Genomic DNA, 22,763 nt, shown 5'->3' on the forward strand with positions numbered 1-22,763 from the left:
AGATTTGTTATTTGATATTTCCTTTTAAACCCAGTTCATCAGCAATTTTTTGCATGCCTTCAATACATCCCTGAATCAAGTCAGGAATTTCTATGTTGAGCATTTCAGCTCCCCGCGCTATAACGGTTCGGTCTACTCCAGCAGCAAATCGTTTGTTTTTCCAATTTTTTTGTACTGATTTTACTTTTACATCCAATACCGATTTTGAAGGACGGATTAAGGCGGTAGTGGTTACCAAACCGGTTAATTCATCAACGGCATAAAGTGTCTTCTCCAGTATTGTTTGAGGTTCAACCTCTGTGCAGGTCAACCATGCATGACTCTCAACCGCTCTTATGTATTCTTCGGGCCAATTTTCAGATTCTAATATTTCTCTGGTTTTTTTGCAGTGTTCTTCGGGATATTGATCCCAATCTAAATCATGTACTAATCCTATAATGCCCCATTTTTCTTTATCTTCATTATTTTTTACAGCGTAAAACCTCATTACTGCTTCTACAGCTAATCCGTGCCTGATAAGGCTTTCAGATTTTGTATGTTTTTTAAGAAGTACGAAAGCTTCCTCACGAGTTGGGATATGCGACATATGATATGAATTATAAATTTCTGCACTCAAATTAGCTAAAAAATAGCGAGTTGGCAATTGTTCGTTTTCAAAAAAACAAGATATAAGCATATCGAATAGATCTGCATTTAAATTTTCTGTACTATTCTTTTTAAAACTAAATATAAATAGTAAATTTAAGATCTTTAAGTCTTAATTAGGATAACATGAGTAATCAAAACAGCACAAGAAGAGGATTTTTTCAAAAACTAGGGCTGACAGTGGGGGCTGCAGCATTAATTGAAACGGAAGCATTGGCAGATATCAACTTAAATCGTTTTTCATCGGAAGAGGATCGGAAGAGTTTTTTATTGACTTATGAGACCTGGGTAAACGATTATATTGAAGTGGTTGAAAAAGAGAAGTTGTTAAAATCAGACATTTCCAATAAGCACCGGATCATGGAATTATCAGATCAAGCCAGTGGATGGCAGGAGCAGATTAAAGAATATTTGCAGCATGATGATTTTAAGAACAAATACATTTCACTTTCAAAGAAATTTGCAGAATCTATAACTCCTGAACTGGAGGCTTAAATACAGTCTTTTATATCAATTATTTTATCAGAATTAAGTAGGAGTGATGTTTGACATCGCTCTTTTTTTATTGAGTAGTCTGCTTACTTAGCTGAGCCAACAGGAATTCATTTTCGATGATTAGTAAGTGCCAAAAGATAGGAACAATATAAGAGCTTAGAAATGTTGGGTATGGGGCTTTTGTTGGTTTAAATCATAAAAATTTCAAACAATCTGCGCCTAATTTTGCTAACTTTGGGTTTCAAATTTGATTATTGCTATGAATAAAACAAAAGCATGGATTCATGCATTTCGATTACGCACATTGCCTTTGGCACTCTCAAGTATTTTTTTGGGAAGTTTTTTAGCGGCAGCGCATCATTCGTTTAGTTTTAAAATATTTATTTTAGCAACTCTTACAACTTTGTTTCTTCAGATATTATCAAATTTAGCGAATGATTTGGGCGATTCTATTTCCGGAGCAGATAATAATGAACGGGTTGGGCCGGAAAGAGCTGTGCAGAGCGGCGTTATCAGTCATAAGGAAATGAAAGGCATGCTCATCGTTTTTGTTTTACTTTCTCTATGTTCCGGATTGTGGCTTTTGTATGAAGGAATGCAGTTAATCAATCTGAAACAAGGAGCCATAATGCTGGTGATTGGTCTTTTGGCAATAAGTGCAGCAATAAATTATACAGTAGGAAAAAATCCTTACGGTTACAGTGGTTTTGGGGATTTATTTGTTTTTCTTTTTTTTGGTTTGGTTGGTGTTTTGGGTACTTATTTTCTACATACAGGAAGTATGTCCTGGAGCCTGTTTTTGCCGGCAGTTTCGGTAGGTTTACTTAGTGTAGGAGTTCTGAATTTAAACAACATGCGCGATATAGATAATGATGCAAGAACCGGGAAAACGACTCTTGTTGTGAAGATGGGGGCTGCTAATGCCAAGAGGTATCATTTCATGCTTCTTTCCATTGCCATGATTTTACCTTGCCTGTATACTATTTTTAACTGGCAGTCAGCTTTTCAGTTTTTATTTTTACTGAGTTTTCCTTTTATTGTTCGAAATATACTTCGAGTATTTAAAAATAAAAATGCCCGGGATTTGGATCCTGAATTAAAACGATTGGCCATATCTACATTACTATTCAGTCTTAGTTTTGGTTTGGGATTGATACTTTAATTATCGATTTGATAAGGCGAAATGAGATTTCTTTGACAAATCTCGCATCTTTTATCTCACATCTATATAAATATGCTTAAAGCAGATTATCAATATTACCCTCTTACATTTAAACGGGCCAGCGGAACTTCGCGAGGTGTTTTAACACAAAAAGATTCCTGGTTCATTCGTATTTGGGATGATAAGAATCCTGATGTGAAGGGTATTGGCGAATGCTCCATTATTCCAGGATTAAGCAGCGATGATAAACCTGGCTATGAAAATAAAATCAAAGAAATTTGTGAGAGCATAGATGACTATTGGTATTATCTGGAGGATGGATTAACAGAATGGCCTTCGGTTTATTTTGGATTGGAGACTGCCTTTCTGGATTTCCAGGCCAAAGGGAGTAAAGTTCTTTTTCCCTCTGATTTTACAAATGGGAAAGCCCAAATTCCTATTAACGGATTGGTTTGGATGGGTGATTCCGGCTATATGAAAGAACAAATTCAACAAAAACTGGAAGATGGTTTTGATTGTTTGAAGCTAAAAATAGGAGCCATTGACTTTGAGGAAGAAATTAATCTTTTACAGTCTATCCGTAAAGATTTTGGATCAGATAAAATTGAGTTACGGGTTGATGCCAATGGTGCATTTTCACCTGTTGATGCGTTGAATAAATTGAAGGTCTTGTCCGAATTTCATATTCATTCTATCGAACAGCCAATAAAAGCCGGACAATGGAAGGAGATGGCAGATTTATGTTGCGCCAGTCCTCTGCCAATTGCTTTGGATGAGGAATTGATTGGCGTGCATACTCTGAGTTTGAAGAAGGAACTTTTAGATGCAATTAAGCCTCAATACATTATTCTGAAGCCAAGTCTTCTCGGCGGGATAAAAGGAAGTCAGGAATGGATTGATTTAGCCGAGAAAAGAAAAATACCTTGGTGGGTAACTTCAGCATTGGAATCTAATATTGGATTGAATGCCATTGCACAATGGACTTATACGCTTAATAATTCAATGCCGCAAGGATTAGGAACCGGACAAATTTACAGCAATAATATAGTGTCACCTCTTTTTATGCACAAAGGTTTTTTAGCCTACGATATTTGTGGAAAATGGGAAATTTAAAAGTGAGAATTTAAGCATGCGTGAACTAACGATAAATGGTATTCTGTATTCTGAAGAAGAATTGGTCAAACATTGTAATAGTCAATTATCGATCAGTGATTTTCAGTGGGAGCGGGATGTTTATTCCTTTATTTTGGAATGGTTGGATGCAAAAGAAAGCATTTCAGCGAAAACTTCGGGTTCAACAGGTAAACCCAAAGCAATGGAGTTATCGAAGGAAAGGATGCTGCATTCGGCCCAACTTACCGGAGAGTATTTTAAATTTAAAAAAGGACAAACTGCCTTACTTTGTTTATCGACTAATTTCATTGCAGGAAAAATGATGGTTGTACGTGCCTTTTTATGGCAGTTGAACTTGATTTTAGTAAATCCAAATGGGCATCCGCTCGAAAATTTACAATCGAAAATTGATTTTGCAGCTATGGTGCCACTTCAAGTAATTAATTGTATAAAAGAAGGGATTAATTTTGCTTTGGTTTCTAATTTGTTAATTGGAGGTGGGGCTGTGGATTCTTATTTAGAAGAACAATTACAGGAACTTCCAACCAATTGTTTTTCGAGTTATGGCATGACAGAAACAGTTTCTCACGTAGCTGTCAAACCTCTTAATGGAGATAAGAAATCGAATTTTTACCAAGGATTGGGTAATGTAACTTTTTCTTTGGATGAAAGATCTTGCCTGCAAATTGAAGCTCCGGAAGTTCTTGCCGGATCAATCTGCACAAATGATGTTGCAAACCTGATAGACGGGAAACATTTTATTTGGCTTGGGCGATACGATAATGTTATAAATTCAGGTGGTGTTAAATTGTTTCCTGAGCAAATAGAAGAAAAGTTAAAAGATGCCATTTCGGATCCATTTTTTATTGCCGGAGTCGCAGATCAGGTACTCGGACAAAAGCTGGTGTTGGTTATTGAAAAGGAGAATCAATCTTCTGAATATGCATCTGGTTTATTGATAAAAATAAAAGGCTTGCTCGGTAAATATGAACAAGCCCGTGATATTATTTTTTGTAAGGAATTCAAACGAACACCGAATGGCAAGCTTCAACGCGAAGCTACAATGTCCTTGTTTAAATGATCAAGATAAGTAAGTAATTTTTCAAAGTCTGGTGGGTTTTTTAAATTTAATTGATTATTCTTTTCAAATTCATTTGCTTGCTTTATTAAATTTTTATAAAAACGAGAAAGTAAAGCACTTGGGGAATTTAATTTTTTGGGTAATTCACCCTTGTTTTGAATAAGATAATAAGATTTTGTTTTTTGAAAATCTAGTTTACTTTTGGTTGATGAAATGTAATATTTAGCATAGATTTTTTGACCACTACCGTATATCTTTTGAAGATATCCGCTTGTGGTATCTCTTTTTACCAAATATTTTTTATACTCAAAACATTTTCCGTTTATGTTGATTTCTTTTAATTTTTCAGGAGATTTAATAATACTGTGTTGAGAACCAATTCTACATTCCATCACATCAGTTTTCACATTGTAACGAATCTTGATAGAATTTATAACCTTGTTTTCTGTAGTTGTAAGTTTAGATAGTTCGAACTGAGGATTTTGGTAGTTGTTTTGTTCTTCAGGAACATCATCTAAAATAACTTTGTAATGCATAATTCCCAGGTTTGGATAATCTTTCCAAACTGAGCTTTCTTGTGAGAATGCTGGAATTGTTATAAAGTAAATTAGGAGCGAAGAAAGTAGAAGTTTAATCATTTTTAAATTTTTGGTTGAAACAGTCAATATAAAAATACAATAAAAAATGATAAGTAGTTGATTTATTGTTGAGTTGAAAACAGGATTTGATTAAGTTCTGGTTTGTACCCTGTGAAAAATGCTAAACTCTAAGGGAAGATGGGTATTTGTTGGGTAAACAAAAAAAATGCCACTCTAAAGTGGCATTCTAATTATTTTTGTTTCAATTTATCTTTAAAAGCTTTTTTAAACTTTTCTTGTTTTGGTTTTATTACGAAAGTACAGTAGGGTTGCTGCGAGTTATTATTAAAATAATCCTGATGATAATTTTCGGCAGGATAAAAAGTTGCAGCTGCTGATATCTCTGTAATTATTGGATTGTCCCAAGCACCGGATTCATTTAATTTCTTTTTTAGTGCTTCTGCCAGTTCTTTTTGCTCATTATTATTGTAAAATATTACAGAGCGGTATTGTGTGCCAACATCAGCACCTTGTCGGTTCAATGTGGTTGGATCATGAACTTGCCAAAAGACTTCAAGCAATTCTTTAAAACTAATTACTGTCGGATCATATGAAATCTGACAAACTTCTGCGTGCCCGGTTTCTCCCGTGCAAACTTGTTTATAGGTTGATTTTTCCTTACCTCCCATGTAGCCCGATACAACTTTATCAACTCCTTTTAACTCTTGGAAGATTGCTTCAACACACCAAAAACATCCTGCTCCAAATGTTGCTAATTCTAAATCTTTCTTTTCTTTTGTCATTGCGTTTTTTCCGAAAATAGTTCCGGAAAGCAGAACAAAGACTACTACTAATAACTTTTTCATTTCTTCCGGTGTTTGTTTATTTATAATCAATCTAAAGATAGCTTTTGAATTGCTAAGTTCAAAGTTAAAAGACCTTAAAATCTGAAATTGTTTGGTGCATTTTCTTGATTATATTTGAGTATGGTTAAGAATAAAAAAATAGTTGGAATAGTATTATCAGGAGGGAAAAGTTCCAGAATGGGAAGTGAGAAAGGCTTGGTTGAATGGAAGGGAAAGCGCTTGATTGAATATTCTATTGAAGCTTTGCAACCAATATGTGACCAACTGGTAATTAGTTCAAATATGGAATACTATAACTACTTGGGATATCCAATTATTGAAGATGAAATTAAGGAGTGTGGACCAATAGGAGGAATCTATTCCTGCATGAAGGCAGTAAAGGCTGATTATTATCTTGTTATTTCTTGTGATGTGCCAAATGTATCTTTTCTTCTATTTGCTGATTTATTAAAACACATTGCTGATTTTGATGCAATTTTTCCTGCTGATAAAGATGGGAGGAGACAACCTTTAATAGCCGTTTATAGATCTTCTTGTAAAGATATAATAGAGAAAGAGTTATTTCAAGGTCATTTTAAAATGATGAGATTATTAGATTTGCTGCAAACCGAAACTTTCCAAATTTCAGAAGAATTACCGTATTATAATTCAAAAATGCTGTCAAATGCCAATTCGCCTGAGGATATAGATTCATTATAATTTCATTGAGGAAATAAATCGGTAATTGGAAGCGATTCTTGTATGGTGAGAATATTCTCAATATCAATAGAAAAAAGATTTTTAGATCCTACTTTAGAGTTTATTGAAGAAAAATTGCATCAAATGTAATTTAGTAAAAATCTAAATAGTTATATGTTTGTTTGTATGAGCGTCTTTGGGGATTTTTCTTTTTTTAGATCAATTATAAAGTGGGTTTTTATGCTCTGCAGCATATTCTCAGATTGCCTTTTTACATATGTTTACATTCATAGATGTATGTTTCTATATGTGTTTATGTGTATAAGTTTAAAGTATTCACAATATGAAAAGCAGAAGACAGTTTTTGAAAATTAGTTCATTAAGTGCCGCCGGATTGGTTTTTGGTGGAGGATTATTGGAAACGTTTGCCGATAATCTACTGAAGAACAATCAATCTTATTTTAAAGGGCCTTACGATTTTGCGCGCACTCCAACTTATTGCGAAGTATGTTTTTGGAAGTGTGCCGGATGGGTTCATAAGGATGAAAACGGTAGAATTAAGAAAATTATCGGAAACGATGACGATCCTAATTGCAACGGAAGGTTTTGCCCGAGAGGTACCGGAGGTGTTGGAATGTATTTCGACAAAGATCGTTTGAAAACCCCTTTAATTAGAACTGATGTGAGGGGAAAACAATCATTTCGGGAAGCTACCTGGGATGAGGCTTTTGATTACATTGCTTCCAAAATGAACAAAATTAAAGAGGAGCATGGCCCGGAATGTACGGCCTTGTTTACTCACGGTTCAGGAGGTAAATATTTTGGTAATTTGTTAAAAGGCTTTGGTTCCAACAACATAGCTGCTCCTTCTTATGCACAATGTCGTGGCCCCCGCGAAGTAGCTTTTTTGGCTACCTTTGGACAAGGGATAAATTCTCCTGAAAATACGGACATCCGGGATACTAAATGTCTGGTGCTTATTGGATCGCACTTGGGTGAGAATATGCACAACGGACAGGTTCAGGAAATGTCTGATGCGATTGATAAAGGGACAACTATAATTACTGTTGATCCTCGTTTTTCAACAGTTGCAGGAAAATCAAAGCATTGGTTACCAATTAAACCATCAACAGATATTGCACTTCTTCTTTCGTGGATGAATGTGATCATAAATGAAGAATTGTTTGATAAAAAATATGTAGAGAAGTACACATTTGGTTTTGATCTGTTAAAAGCCTATGTGCAGCCATTTACCCCGGAGTGGGCTTACGGAATTACTACAATAAAACCTCAGCAGATACGTGATACAGCCCATGAAATGGCAAATGCGGCTCCTGCAGTAATTGTTCATCCCGGCAGACATGTTACCTGGTATGGAGATGATACACAAAGATTACGTGCAGTGGCTATTTTAAATGCTCTGCTAGGTAGTTGGGGACGAAGAGGTGGATTTTATAATCCGGAGAAAGCTTCTGTTCCTCCTTTTCATTTACCTGATTTTCCAAAACCAAATAAGAACTGGCGTGATGCCATGGGAGGGAAATATAAGCTTGCTGATTTAGCACTCGCTTCTGGTGTATGTCAGGCAACAATACCAAGTCCGGAAATGAGTTGTTCAATTAAGGGGTGGATCGTGAATGGAACCAATCTGATTAATACCTTGCCGGATCAAAAGAAAACCATTGCAGCTATTCAAGCTCTTGATTTATTGGTGGTAGTAGATACGATGCCAATGGAAATTACTGGTTATGCCGATGTGGTTCTGCCAGAGTGTACTTATCTGGAAAGATATGATTCTTTACGGATATCGCAGGGAAGAGTCCCCAGTATTGCACTAAGAATGCCGGCAGTTGATCCTTTGTACAATACAAAACCTGCCTTTTGGATGGCTCGTGAACTGGCTAAGAAATTAGATTTACTTCAATATTTCCCATTTGAAACCATAGAAGAAGAGATTGACTGGGAATTAAAACAAGTAGGTTCTTCATTGGAAGAAATGCAGCGCATAGGAGTGAAACTTTTAGATCGTGAAGCTGACGATTTGTATTTTGGTGAAGATGAGGATGTAGAATTCAATACCAATACAGGTAAAATAGAGTTGTACTCAACAGCTTTGGAGGAAGAAGGATTTGATCCGTTTCCGGTGTTTACTCAGCATCCGGAACCCGATAGTGGTTTTTATCGCTTAATATATGGCCGAGCACCAATGCATACTTTTAGCCGAACGGCTAATAATCCAAATCTTACTGATTTAATGGACGAAAATTCGGTTTGGGTGAATCCTAAAGTGGCTAAGGTATGGGATTTGAAAAACGATCAGTACGTTTATTTAGAAAATCAGGATGGAGTAATTTCGGACTTTAAAATAAAAGTACGAATAACGGAACGTATCCGATGGGATTCTGTTTATATGGTTCATGGTTTCGGACACGCCGATAAACGCATGACAAGAGCCTTTGGAAAAGGAGTGAGCGATACCCAGATGATTACCAATGTAATGATTGATCCAATAATGGGAGGAACAGGAATGCGCGGGAATTTTGTGACGTTTCGATTTGATAACAAAAAAGCGGAGGTGTAAGCTATGAGATATGCAATGGCTATTGATACGAAAAAGTGTGTAGGCTGCAGCGACTGCGTAGTAGCTTGCCAAACCGAAAATGATGTCCCTATTGGTCACTGCCGTGATTGGGTGGTGGAAGTAATGGATGGAACATATCCTCAACTGGAAATGGAATTGCGCTCTGAACGATGTAATCACTGTAAAAATTCACCTTGTGTGCGTTGTTGTCCTACTGGTGCCAGCCACTATTCCGATGGTGGTATTGTATTGGTTACTAAGAATGAATGTATTGGCTGCAGTGCCTGTATTACATCATGCCCATATGATGCCAGATATGTTCATCCCGATGGATATGTGGATAAATGTACATTTTGTTTGCACAGAGTGAAAAAAGGAATGAAACCAGCCTGTGTCGCAGTTTGCCCTACAAAATGCATGTATTTTGGTGATTTGGATGATCCAGGAAGTGAGGTTTCCGAAGTGCTGAAAAAACGAAAGTACAAAACCTTAATTCCTGAAGCAGGAACAAAACCTCAATTGTATTTCCTAATCTGATAAAACAAAGAAAATGAGAGAAGAAATAATTGTAAGTGGAAGAAATAACCCACTCATCGATCCTCAGTTACATGTTTGGCACTGGGAAATACCAACTTATTTGTTTTTGGGTGGTTTGGCGGCAGGTGTGATGTTTTTTGCGGCCTTGTATTATCTGAGAGGAAGAGAAAATGATTACCGGACAGCCGTGAAATTAGCGCCAATGATAGCTCCAATTGCTTTGGCTTTAGGTCTTATCGCTTTGTTTCTAGATCTACATCACAAACTATATTTTTGGAGATTATATACTACCATCAGACTGGAATCACCGATGTCGTGGGGAGCGTGGACTTTAATGATTGTTACACCTGTTTCGATTATTTGGAGTGCTCTTCATATTAAGGAACTATTTCCAAATTGGGATTGGAAGTTTGATTTTGCGAAAGAGCTTATTGGTTTTTTTCAGAAAAACAAGAAAGTATTAGCCTGGATCATGTTGATTTCATCGGCGATACTCGGAATTTATACCGGAATTTTATTTTCTGCATTTAATGCAAGACCATTATGGAATACATCTATTATGGGGCCTTTATTTTTAGCTTCCGGATTATCGGCAGGTTCGGCTGTTGTAATCTGGATGTCAAAAAATCATGCAGAGCGTAAGCGGTTTGCTCAATTGGATCTAATGATTATTGGAATCGAACTATTTCTGATTATTCACATGTTCATGGGATTTTTGGCTAGTACTCAAGTTCAAATTGACGCTGTAAATTTATTTTTAGGAGGTCCTTACACAGCTTCATTCTGGGGATTTGTAGTCATTTTAGGGATGATTGTTCCTGCAATACTGGAAGGTCTGGAATTAAAAGGGTATAAAATACCTGTCGCCATTCCAGTTGTCTTGGTTCTGTTTGGAAGTGTAATGCTTCGATTCATTATTTCGAATGCAGGACAGGCTAGTCGCTGGCTTTATTGATTTGAGTGTTAATTAACCTGTAAAAACTATATAAACAATATAACTATGAGCGAAGTGAAAAAAACAAAATACCTAAATCCATATGTTGGTGGGGTATTGCTAGGTCTCGTACTTTTGGCCGCCAATTTTGTTTCTGGTCGCGGACTAGGTGCAAGTGGTGCAATAAAAAGTGCAGTGGTTACTACTGTAAGTTCGGTTATGCCTTCTCACGTTGAAAACTCTGCTTTTTATACTGAATACAAAGAATCTCATCCCGGCAACCCAATGAAATCATGGTTGGTTTTCGAAATGATAGGTGTTTTAATTGGAGGGTTTCTTTCAGGAGCTTTTGCAAAACGCTTAAAATTTAAGGTTGAGCATTCACCTAAAATTACTTCTAAGAGAAGAATAATATTTGCCGTTTTGGGAGGTATATTATTTGGTTTTGGATCTCAGTTGGGAAGAGGTTGTACCAGTGGATCAGCCTTAAGTGGTATGGCTGTTTTATCGGTAGGAGGATTTCTTACCATGGCGTTTATTTTTGGAACAGCTTTCGCCTTAGCTTACTTTTTCCGTAAAAACTGGATCTAAATTTTAAATGTATTTAAACTTATTTGTTATGGGACCATTAATAGTTAACGAAATAATTTCACCAAACACCAATTTGCTAATTGCCATGCTAATTGGAATCGGGTTTGGTTTTGTATTGGAATCAAGTGGATTCTCATCTAGTCGTAAGTTAGCAGGAATGTTTTATGGCTACGATACCACAGTATTAAAAGTGTTTTTTACAGCAGCAATTACTGCAATGATCGGTTTGTTGTTTTTCAGTTTGTTCGGATGGATAGATTTGAGTTATGTCTATGTTAATCCAACTTACTTAACTTCAGCCATGGTTGGAGGTGCAGTAATGGGAGCTGGTTTTATTATTGGAGGATTTTGTCCCGGAACAGCCTTTTGTGCATTGTCCATAGGAAAATTGGATGCATTGGCATTTATAGGTGGTTTAGTTCTCGGAATTATTTTCTTTACAGAAGGTTACCCTATGTGGGAGGATTTGTATAAAGCCAACTTTATGGGCACACCAACAATGAACGAATTGCTCGATATTCCTCGCGGAATATTTGCTTTGGGATTAATTTTGGCGGCTTTTGCTATGTTCTGGGTAGGCGAATGGGCTGAGAAAAAATTTCCCCGTGAGGAGTATTAATATTCTTTGGGATATCTTGACTAAAGAAAATAAATGATTTAACTTGATATATAGCCAGTTAACCTTATAAAAAACAATCGTATGAAACGTCCATGCCAAAACATTTTTTGACACACAGGGAGATGATTATTCCAGCATGGTAAGTTCTCCCGAAACAAGTTCGGGACAGGCTATATGGCAAATAAAAACAAATAATAAACATATGAAACGTCCATGACAAGGATATTCTGACACACAGGGGGATGATTATTTCAGCATGGTAAGTTCCATATGGCAAAAGTTTAAAATTATAATCATATGAAAATGAGATTGATATTGGCATCTGTATTTATTCCATTAGGAATTATTATTGCTGCAGTGCCCGAAAATACAACCAAGCCGTTTCGTTTAACTGCTGGTGAATTACTAAACGAGATACATGAAGGAACTCAATTTATAAGCACCGATCAAATCGCTGATATGTTAGTGCAAAAAGATCCAAGTCTTCAATTAATTGATGTTCGTACTCAGGCAGAGTTTGAAAAATATAGTCTTCCGGGATCTGTTAATATCCCTCTTTCTGATCTTTTATCAGAAGAATGGAATGATTTTTTGGATCAAGGTGTAAAAATGAATGTGTTTTATTCCAATGGGAATTTGAAGGCAAATGAGGCTTGGATGATTACTCGTCAGTTGGGTTTTAAGAATAATTACGTTCTTCAGGGAGGTTTAAATTATTGGGCCGAAACAATTCTTAATCCACAAGCTCCAAAATCTGTTCTTGCTGATGATGAAATTGCAAAATACGATTTCCGTAAAGGGGCAAGTGCTGCTCTTGGAGGTGGAAATGCTGTTGTTTCTAATAGTACTGAAGGTAAAACAGCAAAGCCACCTATTGTAAAAAAGAAAAAGAAGAAAAAAGTCGCTGGAGGGTGCTAATTTTTGCATTCTTATTAAAAAGCCTTTTCGATTAGTTTCGGAAAGGCTTTTTTTTTGAATTCAACTTTTAATTTTTTTGACTAAACAAAGAGATATATCGATATAATTATTGGGAAAAACGCATTTCATTATTGATATACGATTGTGTTTGTATCTCCCTTATTTACATTCAGTTAAAATAATTAAATCATTGTAAAAAAAAGTTTTGCAAACTATTGGTATTTAGATAGTTTAAGATGTGTTAGGTTTTATATGTAGATATATGATATAAAACATATATGGATGAATATAGAGTTTGTATTTTGTTTTGGAATCCTAATTATATCAAACTAATAAAAACAGAAAATGAAAAATACTTTTAAGATTGTTTTTTCGGCTCTAATTGTATTGGCTGGAATCTTTTCTACTCAGTCTGTTAAGGCAACAGATGGGTATTTTGGTGTGGGTTACGGCGCGCAAAATAAAGGTTTAGCTGGTGCTGGTATCGCATGGTATCAAAATTCATTAATCAACGGTAATCCTGCCGGTCATGTTTTCCTGGGAAAACAATATCAGGTTGGTGTTGGGTTTTTTAACCCTAATCGTGAATATACAGTTACAGGAAATCCTTCTGGAGCGCCAGCTTTCGGATTAACTCCTGGAAATGTGAAAAGTGACTCAAAATTATTCTTAATGCCGAGCATGGGTGCCAATTGGATGATCAATGAAAAAAGTAGTTTCTCTGCAACTCTTTTTGGTAATGGAGGGATGAATACTGATTATCCTACACAGACATTTTACGATCAGAGTTCTTCAACTACTGGTGTGGATTTAGGACAGATGTTTTTGGGTTTGACCTATTCAAGAAAAATAGCTGAGAAACACAGTTTTGGTATTACTGCTTTATTGGCTTATCAATATTTTGAGGCAAAAGGTTTATCCGCATTTAAACCAATGTCTAGTGCTCCAGACAAATTAACAAACAATGGTCACGATAGTGGTTTTGGTTATGGAGTTAAGTTTGGATATATGGGTGAATTAGCAAAAGGATTGCATTTGGGAGCCAGTTATCAAACCATGTTGTACATGAGTGAATTTGATGATTACGCTGGCCTTTTTGCAGAGCAGGGAGATTTTAATATTCCATCTACATGGACTGTTGGTTTGGCTTATGAAATCAACGAAGATTGGGTCGTAATGGCAGATTACAAAGCAATCAATTATACTGATGTGGCTTCAGTTTCTAATAAGATGGATCCGATGGCATTTGCAACAGCTCCGCTTGGATCAGATAAAGGTGCAGGTTTTGGATGGCAAGACATAAATGTTTGGAAGTTCGGAGTTGAGTTTGCCGGTGTTGATACATGGACTTTTCGTGGAGGATACTCGCATACAGATCAGCCAGTTCCAAATTCAGAAGTAATGTTCAATATTTTGGCTCCCGGGGTTATTGAAGATCATATTACTTTAGGTTGTTCAAAAACTTTGGGTGATTCTGGAAAAGCTCTTCACTTGGCATTGGTTTATGCGTTGCCATCAAGTGTTAAAGGAATGAATCCTATGGATCCTGCTCAAACAATTGAATTGGAAATGAACCAATTTGAAGTAGAAATCGCATTTACTTTTTAATGCTGCATATATTGAAGTAAAAAGAGGTTTTCTTTCACGAAAACCTCTTTTTTATTTTGTAAATCAGCATTTTTAAAGGAAACTATTTTTTAGATTTACCCGGGAACAGATGTTTAAAAAGCCCTGATAATACATCACGAAATGGTTCTGGTTTGACTCCCAGTTTTCTGTTTTCCTGGCTAATTTCAAACACCAGTTTCATGTGTTTAATAATTTCCTGATAGGCTTTAAAAAGAGAATAATCAGGATCATAAATGTGAGCAGGCTCCGAGTTTGTCCCATTTAATTCAATTATCTTGATATTATTCCCATTGTAAAGATCTTCTAAGCTGTTTACCTTAAGATCAAATCGACCATAGTAATAACCATCAAGCGGCTGAGCAATTTCGCGAAAAACGTTAACCAACCGATCGTTAATTAAACGATTTCCATCCAGGAATTTTGTGCCTCGGTTATGATTTCCAATAGGTTCCAGTTTATAGGTTATCCCCGATGGAACAATTTGATTCCACTTCGAATGGTATTTCTTTTTTAAGTAGGAAATTCTGCTTTTGGCACGAACATTTTCAGTTACCAGTTCACTAAATCTGGATTTTCCATTTCCAGTGATTTTTAAGAACTCTTTTCTAACTATTGATGTGATTCCATCTTTTGAAGAGATTGGGAACCGATGATAAAATACACCCAATTCAATTGGAAAGTCAATAAATTCCTGAACAAGAATATCTTCATTTTTAGTTTGTAAAAACAGATTTAAATCTTGTTTGGTATCTATCTTTTCAACACCAATACCTCTTTCACCAACGTTGGGTTTGCATACAATAGGGAAATCGAATTCGTGCTCAGCCATTTTTGCACAAACAGTCTCTGTATTTTCATCTTTTATCGATAAAAATCCCTTAGGGATGTATTTATTGTCAATAAAATCGAGCATTTTCATTTTGTCCATTCCAAAAGCACCCCCGAATTTCATGCTTGGGTTGGTAGCTGTGAAGTAGGAAAACGAACGAGCTTTTATTGCCAGATAAATTCCATATCCATATACAGGAAAGTAAAATATCCAGAAAGGCCAGAATTCAAAATGAAACCATTTTGAAAGAATAAAGGGTAGTTTTATTTTCATACACAGCAAATATTTTTTTAGTAGTACTTGTAATTAATCATACTCTTAAGAATATTTATAATTAATTGGGTAGATAAAGCTTCTATTTAAGAATGAAAATACAGATTTATACAATTCATCCGACAGAGATTCATTTATAAAGCTGTTTTCTATGAATTATTTTCATATTTTGATATCTTTCTATAGTATTCAATAATTTACAGAAATTCATTTTTATGCAAACAGTCTCTGTCTCTAAAATCATAATCAATCAGCTAATTGACCTTTGTGCGAAACTTTCTGCAAAACAGTATTCTGCTTCTTTGCAACTTTTGATGAATAATTCCATAGGAAAACACATTCGTCATATTGTAGAGTTTTACGATATTTTAAAGGATAGTTGTAACGCTGATTCTGGTCTGAGTTACGATACCAGAGAGCATTGCAGCAGAACTGAAACGGAGAAAAAAGTGGCTGTAAAAAGATTTAAGGATGTCCTGAATTGGTTGAATGATATTGATGAAAATTTGGTTCTTAAATTGAATGTAAGTTACGACAAGGTTGCAAATAAAGGTTTTGATATTGATACAAGTTTGCAAAGAGAATTGGTATACAATATTGAACATGCCATTCATCACATGGCTATTATCAGAATTGCGATAGAGCAGGAATTTCCTGACATTAAATTGGATAAACACTTTGGAGTAGCTTATTCTACCATCAGGTTTAGAGATGACTTATGTGCACATTAACCTACATACCTATTGGTTCTGATGATTTCTTCTTTACTACCAATAGAGATGAAAGTCCGTTAAGAGAAGCTGAATTTCCTAATGAATATCATATTGGAGAGTCGTTTGCACTTTATCCAAAAGATAAAATGGCTAAAGGAACATGGATAATGTGCCATGAAAATGATTTCTCACTTTGTTTGTTGAATGGAGCCTTTGAAAAACACAAACATGAACCTCCTTACAAAAAGAGCAGGGGCGTTATGGTTCTCGAATTTTCAGAATTTGCATCAACCATTGATTTTATTAGAGATTACCATTTTGGTGGAATGGAACCATTTACACTACTTGTTTTAAGATATAAATACACGCGAAATTTGGAAGAGATACGTTGGGATGGAGAGACATTTCATTATCGGAAACTGGACCCCTCGAAGCCTTACATTTGGTCATCATCTACCTTGTATAATAAAGATGCTCGGGAAATGCGTCAGCACTGGTTTGATAATTGGTTTCGTCAGTGTAATAATTTTTCGGGTAAAGAAACAATCAAATTTCACAAAACTACGGGAAGGGATGATGCTTTTAACGGATTAGTGATGAACCGGAAAGAGAAGGTGAAAACTCTTAGCATAACACAAATCAAGCGAAAGAATAGGATGGTTTCCATGTATCACGATGACTTACTAAAAGAAGAATCCCGAGATATTTGTTTAACCAAAAAGAGCCTCAAATGAATAAAATGAGGCTCTTTTAAGTTTAGTTATTTTCCCGGACATTGAGAAATAATTCCTGGATCCAGATTTTGGTTACCATATGATTTATCGAAATTAGCGGAAAATTTATTTGCTAATTTTTCGGCTGTTTTTTGATATTCGTCATGGCTTTGCCAGGTGTTAATTGGGTTAAGAATTTCGCTAGGTACATTTTCACAAGATGTTGGAATGTTCAAGTGGAATACTTTGTTCTCAAAAAAGTCTGCCTTATCTAATTTGCCTTTTAAAGCCGCATCAACCATCGCTCTGGTGTACTTTAACTTTATTCTTGATCCGGTGCCGTATGAGCCTCCGCTCCAACCTGTATTAATCAGGAATACGTTGGTATTGTGTTTATCCATTTTATCGCCAAGCATTTCGGCATAAATGTTAGGATTACACGGCATAAATGGCTGACCAAAAAATCTCGAAAAGGTTGCCTGCGGCTCTGTAACTCCTGTCTCAGTACCTGCCAGTTTCGAAGTATATCCCATTAAAAACCATAGCATCGCCTGCTCTTTGCTTAGTTTTGAAATTGGAGGAATTACTCCATAAGCATCAGCAGTCAAAAATAAGATCGTGTTAGGATGCCCGGCTTTCGAACTTTCCTTAATATTATCCAGAAAAGAAAGAGGATAACTTGCTCTTGAGTTTGGAGTGTATCTGTCATCGAAAAAATCGATCTCACCATCTGGGTAAATCATGGCATTTTCAATTATAGCTCCATGCTTGGTGTAATCCGCCTTATGCATTACTGCTTCATAAATTTCAGGCTCATTTTCTGGTTTGATGTCAATCATTTTTGCATAACAGCCATTCTCAAAATTGAAAATACCATCATCACTCCAGCCATGCTCATCATCTCCAAGTAAGGCTCTTTCCGGATCGGCAGATAAGGTTGTTTTTCCAGTTCCTGAAAGCCCCAATAATAGTGCAGAATCTCCATTGACTCCTTCGTTAGCTGAACAATGTAAAGGCAATACTCCTTTAAAAGGAAGATAGTAATTCATTACCGTAAACATCAACTTCTTCATGCTGCCCATATAAGATGAGCCATAAACAATGCCTATCTTCTTGTCGAAGTCCACAACTACACAGATGTCGGAAGTTTCACCATTTGGTTGATCACGAACCAAACCTTTGTAGCGATCTTTATCCAACTTATCTTTTGGAAGCGCAATTAAAAAGAATTGTTCATCAGCAAAGATCGATTGGTTGATGTCATCAGGAGTTGGTCTAAACATATTGTCAACAAACACCTGACTTAGTGCTTTATCGCAAATGGTTTTTACACGTAGTGCATATTTAGAATCTGCACCAATTACTCTATCTGTTGTAAATATAGTTTTCTTCTTACCAATTGTTTTTAGGGCATCTTCAAAAATCAATGCAAACGTTTGCGGATTCATGCCGATATTGTTTGGCGAAGACCAGTCTATATTTAACTCACTTTCAGGATTTCTTACAATGTAAGTATCCTTAGGACTTCTTCCGGTAGAATTTGAAGGAGTCCAAGTGGCCAATGCACCATTTCTGGTTAAAACGGCCTCTTTGTTATCTACTGCTAAAGATATAAGAACTTCTCTTGGTAGATTTTCCCGAATGTTGGAATGCAGTTTTAACGATTTTTTTAAATCTTCAATCATGCTAATTTCAATGGTGTTCATGTAACATTTATTTTAGGTTTGGAACTCAAAAGTATGACTATATATAGAGTAATCCTACCATGTAGATATTATTTTTGCATTTTTGTTGTATTATTTTTTAATTAGATTTCGTAGTTTTACCGTGGCGAAGATTGGTTCGAACAGGTTCATTAACAGTGGGTTTCTCTAAATTTGAAATTTGTATTGTTAATTACATAAATCTTCATCATCTGAAATACAATCGTTTGCGTTAATTATATTATTATAAGTAAGACTCTTTTTTATCTTAAGAATTACGCTGGCAAACCTTTCATTAAATTAATACAGAACTGATTTTTCTCATAAAAAAACCTCCAAAAGTAATCTTTTGAAGGTTTTAAAAATATGTGTATCGTATTTTAACCATTACCTGTTGTCAATAATGGTTATTTTAATACAAATTAGTCTTTTGAACGAGGATGGAAATTTTTAATAGTTTCCTTTAAGTATTCTCTATCCAAATGAGTATAGATTTCTGTAGTAAGAATAGATTCGTGTCCTAACATTTCCTGTACAGCTCTTAAGTCAGCACCACCTTCAACTAAATGCGAAGCGAAAGAGTGACGGAAAGTGTGAGGAGAAACATTTTTCTTCAATCCAACTTTTTTAGATAGATTCTTAATGATAGTAAAAATCATAACACGAGAAAGTTTACGACCTCTGCGGTTTAAGAAAAGAATATCTTCACTATCCTTATCGATATTTAATTTTCCACGATAGCTCTTAAGATATATCTTAATTTCTTTTTTCGCCTTTTTTCCAATTGGAATTAAACGCTCTTTGTTACCTTTTCCATGAATTTTGATAAAACCCATTCTAAAATGCAGGTTAGAAACACGCAGGTCAATTAATTCAGATACACGCAATCCACAAGAGTAAAGTGTTTCAAGAATAGCTCTGTTTCTTTGACCTTCAGCTTTGTTCATGTCTACTGCCTTAACTAAAACATCAATTTCTTCAGTTGTTAAGGTGTCAGGCAGTTTACGGCCAATTTTTGGAGCCTCTAACAATGCAGTAGGGTTCTTTTCAATAATTTCTTCTAATAATAAGTATTTAAAAAATGCTTTAATACCAGAAATAACACGAGCTTGAGTTCTAGGACTTGTACCTGCATCATTAATCCATGCAACAAAATCTTTCAAGTGTTGAAGAATAACTTCCTCCGGAGCAACCTCCATGTTCTTTTCTCTGAAGAAGGTTGTCAATTTTGTAATGTCATTAATATAAGCATCTACCGAGTTCTTGGAGAGGTTCTTCTCCAAAGTTAAGTAGGTCTTAAAATTTTCAATTGTTGTTGTCCATTTCATTTTATTCAGTTTTTAGTATGTAGTTTAGTTGTAAGTAATACCATTTTATTATTAGTTTTACTCAAGTACTAATAATATACGAATTCTTTATGATAAAACTTGTCTGCAATTTAAAAAAATATTACGTAAGCTGACAATTTTTTTAAGACCTCTTTATGTTTAACCTTAAAATACTTTGACAAGATGAATTTTTTGATCATTAACGGTCCTAACCTTAATTTGCTCGGAATCCGCGAAAAATCTATATATGGCGAGATCTCGTTCGAAACTTATTTTGAACAGCTGCAGGTGTTATATAGTAAAATCAAACTAGAATATTACCAGTCTAACATAGAGGGGGAATTGATAAATGAGATACATCGTGTAGGTTTTAGTTATGATGGAATTGTACTCAATGCAGGTGCCTATACTCATACCTCTCTCGCCCTTGCTGATGCTATATCTGCTGTAAATACACCGGTTGTAGAAGTCCACATTTCTAATGTACATAAAAGAGAGTTAGTGAGGCATTCTACCATGATCGGAAAGGCTTGTTTAGGTACTATTTCCGGTTTCGGAATGGATTCATATCGATTGGGAATCGAAGGGCTATTAAATTATTGTGACAAAAGGTAATATTTTTTTGATAAATGATTTTTTTTGTATGTTTTATATTATGGGTAAGTTGTTGATAGCTTATTAAATTGGTTTTGAGAAATTGAGTATCTTTGCAGTGCCAAAACTAAAATTGAAAGAGTTACTCGATGAAGAAGCACACGAAAATTATTGCCACTATTTCCGACAGAAAATGTGATGTCGAATTTTTGACAGAATTGTTTGAAGAAGGAATGAACGTAGTTCGGCTAAACACGGCTCATCAGACTCATGATGATGCTATGAAGGTTATTGAGAATGTACGAAAAGTATCTGATAGGATTGCTTTGCTCGTAGATACTAAAGGCCCTGAGATTAGAACTATTGATGTTAAAGAGGAAATTCACCTTAAAAAGGGTGATTTAATTAAGATGAAAGGGAACGACAATCTTCCCTGCACAGAGTTGTGTATAAAGGTTAGTTATGAGGATTTTGTAAAGGATCTTGAAATTGGAAAGAAGATATTAATTGATGATGGTGAATTAGAATTGTTGGTAGTTGATAAGGATGAGCAATTTTTGACTGTAGAAGCACAAAATGCAGGACCCGTTAAAAACCGCAAGAGTATAAATGTTCCTGGGGTATCAATAAATTTACCATCTTTGAGTCCTAAGGATATTGAATTTATTCATTTTGCTATTGCGCAGGACATTGATTTTATTGCTCATTCGTTTGTTCGTAACAAACATGATGTTCTTCAAATTCAAGGAATTCTTGATCAGCAAAATTCGGATATTAAAATTATTGCAAAAATTGAAAATCAGGAAGGGGTTGATCATATTGATGAAATATTGGAACATGTATATGGTATCATGGTTGCCAGAGGTGATTTAGCCATTGAGATTCCTGCTCAAAAAATTCCTGTCATTCAGCGAAAAATTATTCGTAAATGTATTGAGAGAAAGAAGCCTGTTATTATTGCTACGCAAATGCTTCACTCAATGATTAATAATCCAAGACCTACAAGAGCAGAAGTTAGTGATATTGCCAATGCCATTTACAATAGAACCGATGCGATCATGTTAAGTGGTGAGACTGCATATGGAGACTATCCTGTTGAAGCAGTTCGGGTAATGAAATCGGTAGCAATTGAGGTTGAAAAGGAACTTTATCCGGATACAAAACAAAATTTCGTGAGAAGTAATCATGAACTTTCTGCTATTTTGGCTCGATCTGCAGTTAAAGCATCGCAATTGCTGCCTGTGAAAGCAATTGTAACCGATACTCTAACCGGTAGAACCGGAAGATATTTGTCTGCTTACAGAGGAACACTTCCTGTTTATGCATTGTGCTATTCGAAGCGTGTAATGAGAGAATTAGCTCTTTCGTATGGTGTTGAAGCGAGTTATCGTAAATTGCTTGTTAGTCGTGATGAATACGTAAAGCAAACCATGTTTTCCCTAATGGATCAGGGATGTTTTAAAAGCGAGGATATGGTTATTATTATAGGTGGTAGTTTTGGTCCTTCCAAAGGAGTATCATTTATGGAGATCAGTGTTGTTGATCAATTAACACATAAAGTGTAAAGACATATTTAGAAAAAAAAATGCGAACCACAATGGTTCGCATTTTTTTTCTAATATCGTAAGTAAATAAGAACAAGAGCTATACCAATACCTATGCCCGTAATTACCAGATTAAAACTTCTTCTGTCTGTTTTAAAAACCAACATCAGCAATGATGATACAAGCAGGCTGCAGAATGAAATTAGAAAGTAGGAGACTGAAGCTCCAAGATTATATCCTGTAAATGGATAAAAAGAAAATGAGCTTCCGTAAACATTTTTATAATGCAGGTTGATTCCAATCCCCAAAATGATGCCAGCTAAAGCAAAGAAATTATATCTTATTGTTGATGCAGAACTCTGACTGCTAACTAGATTTTGAATTCCCACCAGCAGAATTGAGAAGGCCAAAATCAATTTAACGGTTGTGCCGGAAAAGGTTATAATCGAAAAATTACAAAGAAGGAGACCCACAATCGAGCCAATAATTAAGGCAAGTAAAAGAGAAAAATAGGCTTTCCAGTCTTTTATTTGAAAGGAGATTCCGAACAATACCAAAAGCATAAAAGGTTCGAATGAAGAAAAAGAAATTAAATGGTACAGCGCTGATTCAAAGCTTGATAGTATAGTGTTCATCTTT

General features: G+C 35.5%; 23 protein-coding genes. 16 read left to right on the plus strand and 7 right to left on the minus strand.

All coding sequences use genetic code 11. The annotated features are described in order from the left end of the window. Nucleotides 1-7: 7 nt before the first annotated feature. A complete protein-coding gene (locus ACHZAX_RS06660; protein WP_101310841.1) occupies nt 8-586 on the minus strand; it encodes an HD domain-containing protein in 579 nt (192 codons plus the stop codon). Nucleotides 587-771: 185 nt separating this feature from the next. Between ACHZAX_RS06660 and ACHZAX_RS06665 the strand changes: the two genes are divergently transcribed. The 4 genes from ACHZAX_RS06665 to ACHZAX_RS06680 all read left to right on the plus strand — a co-directional run bounded on the left by ACHZAX_RS06665 (nt 772) and on the right by ACHZAX_RS06680 (nt 4,496). Next, on the plus strand, nt 772-1,140 hold the full coding sequence (locus ACHZAX_RS06665; RefSeq protein WP_101310842.1) for a hypothetical protein: 369 nt from the start codon (nt 772-774) through the stop codon (nt 1,138-1,140). Between the two features lie 259 nt (nt 1,141-1,399). Continuing rightward, the gene (locus ACHZAX_RS06670; protein WP_320018505.1) at nt 1,400-2,302 is read left to right on the plus strand and encodes a 1,4-dihydroxy-2-naphthoate polyprenyltransferase; all 903 of its coding nucleotides are present in this window, start codon (nt 1,400-1,402) and stop codon (nt 2,300-2,302) included. A 72-nt stretch (nt 2,303-2,374) separates the two neighbouring features. Beyond that, nucleotides 2,375-3,415: an o-succinylbenzoate synthase gene (locus ACHZAX_RS06675; RefSeq protein ID WP_101310844.1), complete on the plus strand. Its 1,041-nt coding sequence runs from the start codon at nt 2,375-2,377 to the stop codon at nt 3,413-3,415. Between the two features lie 16 nt (nt 3,416-3,431). Further along, nucleotides 3,432-4,496 carry an AMP-binding protein gene (locus ACHZAX_RS06680; protein WP_320018506.1) on the plus strand — a complete coding sequence of 355 codons (1,065 nt, stop codon included), beginning with the start codon at nt 3,432-3,434 and terminating at the stop codon, nt 4,494-4,496. Here the strand turns inward: ACHZAX_RS06680 and ACHZAX_RS06685 are convergent. Next, nucleotides 4,463-5,134: a hypothetical protein gene (locus ACHZAX_RS06685; protein ID WP_320018507.1), complete on the minus strand. Its 672-nt coding sequence runs from the start codon at nt 5,132-5,134 to the stop codon at nt 4,463-4,465. The genes ACHZAX_RS06680 and ACHZAX_RS06685 overlap by 34 nt on opposite strands. Nucleotides 5,135-5,325: 191 nt before the next feature. Further along, the gene (gene msrA / locus ACHZAX_RS06690; protein ID WP_320018508.1) at nt 5,326-5,940 is read right to left on the minus strand and encodes a peptide-methionine (S)-S-oxide reductase MsrA; all 615 of its coding nucleotides are present in this window, start codon (nt 5,938-5,940) and stop codon (nt 5,326-5,328) included. A gap of 120 nt (nt 5,941-6,060) precedes the next feature. Here msrA and ACHZAX_RS06695 point away from each other — a divergent pair, with 120 nt between their 5' ends. The 8 genes from ACHZAX_RS06695 (at nt 6,061) to ACHZAX_RS06730 (ending at nt 14,406) form a co-directional block, all read left to right on the plus strand. Continuing rightward, nucleotides 6,061-6,639, plus strand: a complete 579-nt coding sequence (locus ACHZAX_RS06695; protein WP_320018509.1) for a molybdenum cofactor guanylyltransferase — start codon at nt 6,061-6,063, stop codon at nt 6,637-6,639. 322 nt (nt 6,640-6,961) lie between these two features. Next, the gene (locus ACHZAX_RS06700; protein WP_320018510.1) at nt 6,962-9,199 is read left to right on the plus strand and encodes a molybdopterin-containing oxidoreductase family protein; all 2,238 of its coding nucleotides are present in this window, start codon (nt 6,962-6,964) and stop codon (nt 9,197-9,199) included. A 3-nt stretch (nt 9,200-9,202) separates the two neighbouring features. Beyond that, nucleotides 9,203-9,736 (plus strand): 4Fe-4S dicluster domain-containing protein, encoded by a 534-nt coding sequence (locus ACHZAX_RS06705; RefSeq protein WP_320018511.1) that lies wholly within the window; start codon nt 9,203-9,205, stop codon nt 9,734-9,736. 13 nt (nt 9,737-9,749) lie between these two features. Continuing rightward, nucleotides 9,750-10,691, plus strand: a complete 942-nt coding sequence (gene nrfD, locus ACHZAX_RS06710) for an NrfD/PsrC family molybdoenzyme membrane anchor subunit (RefSeq protein ID WP_320018512.1) — start codon at nt 9,750-9,752, stop codon at nt 10,689-10,691. Nucleotides 10,692-10,736: 45 nt separating this feature from the next. Next, nucleotides 10,737-11,261: a YeeE/YedE thiosulfate transporter family protein gene (locus ACHZAX_RS06715; RefSeq protein WP_320018513.1), complete on the plus strand. Its 525-nt coding sequence runs from the start codon at nt 10,737-10,739 to the stop codon at nt 11,259-11,261. A gap of 28 nt (nt 11,262-11,289) precedes the next feature. Further along, entirely contained in the window at nt 11,290-11,880 is a 591-nt protein-coding gene (locus ACHZAX_RS06720; protein ID WP_101310887.1) for a YeeE/YedE thiosulfate transporter family protein, read from the plus strand. Nucleotides 11,881-12,177: 297 nt separating this feature from the next. Continuing rightward, complete coding sequence (locus tag ACHZAX_RS06725; protein ID WP_101310852.1) at nt 12,178-12,798, plus strand: rhodanese-like domain-containing protein; 621 nt, start codon at nt 12,178-12,180, stop codon at nt 12,796-12,798. 345 nt (nt 12,799-13,143) lie between these two features. Beyond that, on the plus strand, nt 13,144-14,406 hold the full coding sequence (locus ACHZAX_RS06730; RefSeq protein WP_320018514.1) for an OmpP1/FadL family transporter: 1,263 nt from the start codon (nt 13,144-13,146) through the stop codon (nt 14,404-14,406). Between the two features lie 82 nt (nt 14,407-14,488). Here ACHZAX_RS06730 and ACHZAX_RS06735 read toward each other — a convergent pair whose 3' ends face one another. Continuing rightward, nucleotides 14,489-15,529, minus strand: coding sequence for an ATP-grasp domain-containing protein (locus ACHZAX_RS06735; RefSeq protein ID WP_320018515.1), 1,041 nt, complete (start codon nt 15,527-15,529; stop codon nt 14,489-14,491). Between the two features lie 215 nt (nt 15,530-15,744). Between ACHZAX_RS06735 and ACHZAX_RS06740 the strand changes: the two genes are divergently transcribed. Together ACHZAX_RS06740 and ACHZAX_RS06745 are read left to right on the plus strand one after the other, a co-directional pair. After that, the gene (locus ACHZAX_RS06740) at nt 15,745-16,260 is read left to right on the plus strand and encodes a DinB family protein (protein ID WP_320018516.1); all 516 of its coding nucleotides are present in this window, start codon (nt 15,745-15,747) and stop codon (nt 16,258-16,260) included. Next, nucleotides 16,248-16,976, plus strand: coding sequence for an NRDE family protein (locus ACHZAX_RS06745; RefSeq protein ID WP_320018517.1), 729 nt, complete (start codon nt 16,248-16,250; stop codon nt 16,974-16,976). Before ACHZAX_RS06740 ends, ACHZAX_RS06745 begins: the two co-directional genes overlap by 13 nt. A 26-nt stretch (nt 16,977-17,002) precedes the next feature. On the opposite strand, the gene ACHZAX_RS06750 is transcribed toward ACHZAX_RS06745, so the two are convergent. Both ACHZAX_RS06750 and xerD read right to left on the minus strand, forming a co-directional pair. Next, nucleotides 17,003-18,661 carry a phosphoenolpyruvate carboxykinase (ATP) gene (locus ACHZAX_RS06750; protein WP_320018518.1) on the minus strand — a complete coding sequence of 553 codons (1,659 nt, stop codon included), beginning with the start codon at nt 18,659-18,661 and terminating at the stop codon, nt 17,003-17,005. Nucleotides 18,662-19,080: 419 nt separating this feature from the next. Beyond that, entirely contained in the window at nt 19,081-19,986 is a 906-nt protein-coding gene (xerD, locus tag ACHZAX_RS06755; RefSeq protein ID WP_101310857.1) for a site-specific tyrosine recombinase XerD, read from the minus strand. Nucleotides 19,987-20,169: 183 nt separating this feature from the next. Between xerD and ACHZAX_RS06760 the strand changes: the two genes are divergently transcribed. Both ACHZAX_RS06760 and pyk read left to right on the plus strand, forming a co-directional pair. Continuing rightward, on the plus strand, nt 20,170-20,601 hold the full coding sequence (locus ACHZAX_RS06760; protein ID WP_101310858.1) for a type II 3-dehydroquinate dehydratase: 432 nt from the start codon (nt 20,170-20,172) through the stop codon (nt 20,599-20,601). A gap of 128 nt (nt 20,602-20,729) precedes the next feature. Beyond that, the gene (pyk, locus tag ACHZAX_RS06765; RefSeq protein WP_320018519.1) at nt 20,730-22,145 is read left to right on the plus strand and encodes a pyruvate kinase; all 1,416 of its coding nucleotides are present in this window, start codon (nt 20,730-20,732) and stop codon (nt 22,143-22,145) included. A 50-nt stretch (nt 22,146-22,195) separates the two neighbouring features. Here pyk and ACHZAX_RS06770 read toward each other — a convergent pair whose 3' ends face one another. Beyond that, nucleotides 22,196-22,759, minus strand: a complete 564-nt coding sequence (locus tag ACHZAX_RS06770) for a HupE/UreJ family protein (protein WP_320018520.1) — start codon at nt 22,757-22,759, stop codon at nt 22,196-22,198. Between the last annotated feature and the right edge of the window lie 4 nt (nt 22,760-22,763).

The organism is Labilibaculum manganireducens, assembly GCF_963665805.2.
GTDB lineage: Bacteria > Bacteroidota > Bacteroidia > Bacteroidales > Marinifilaceae > Labilibaculum > Labilibaculum manganireducens.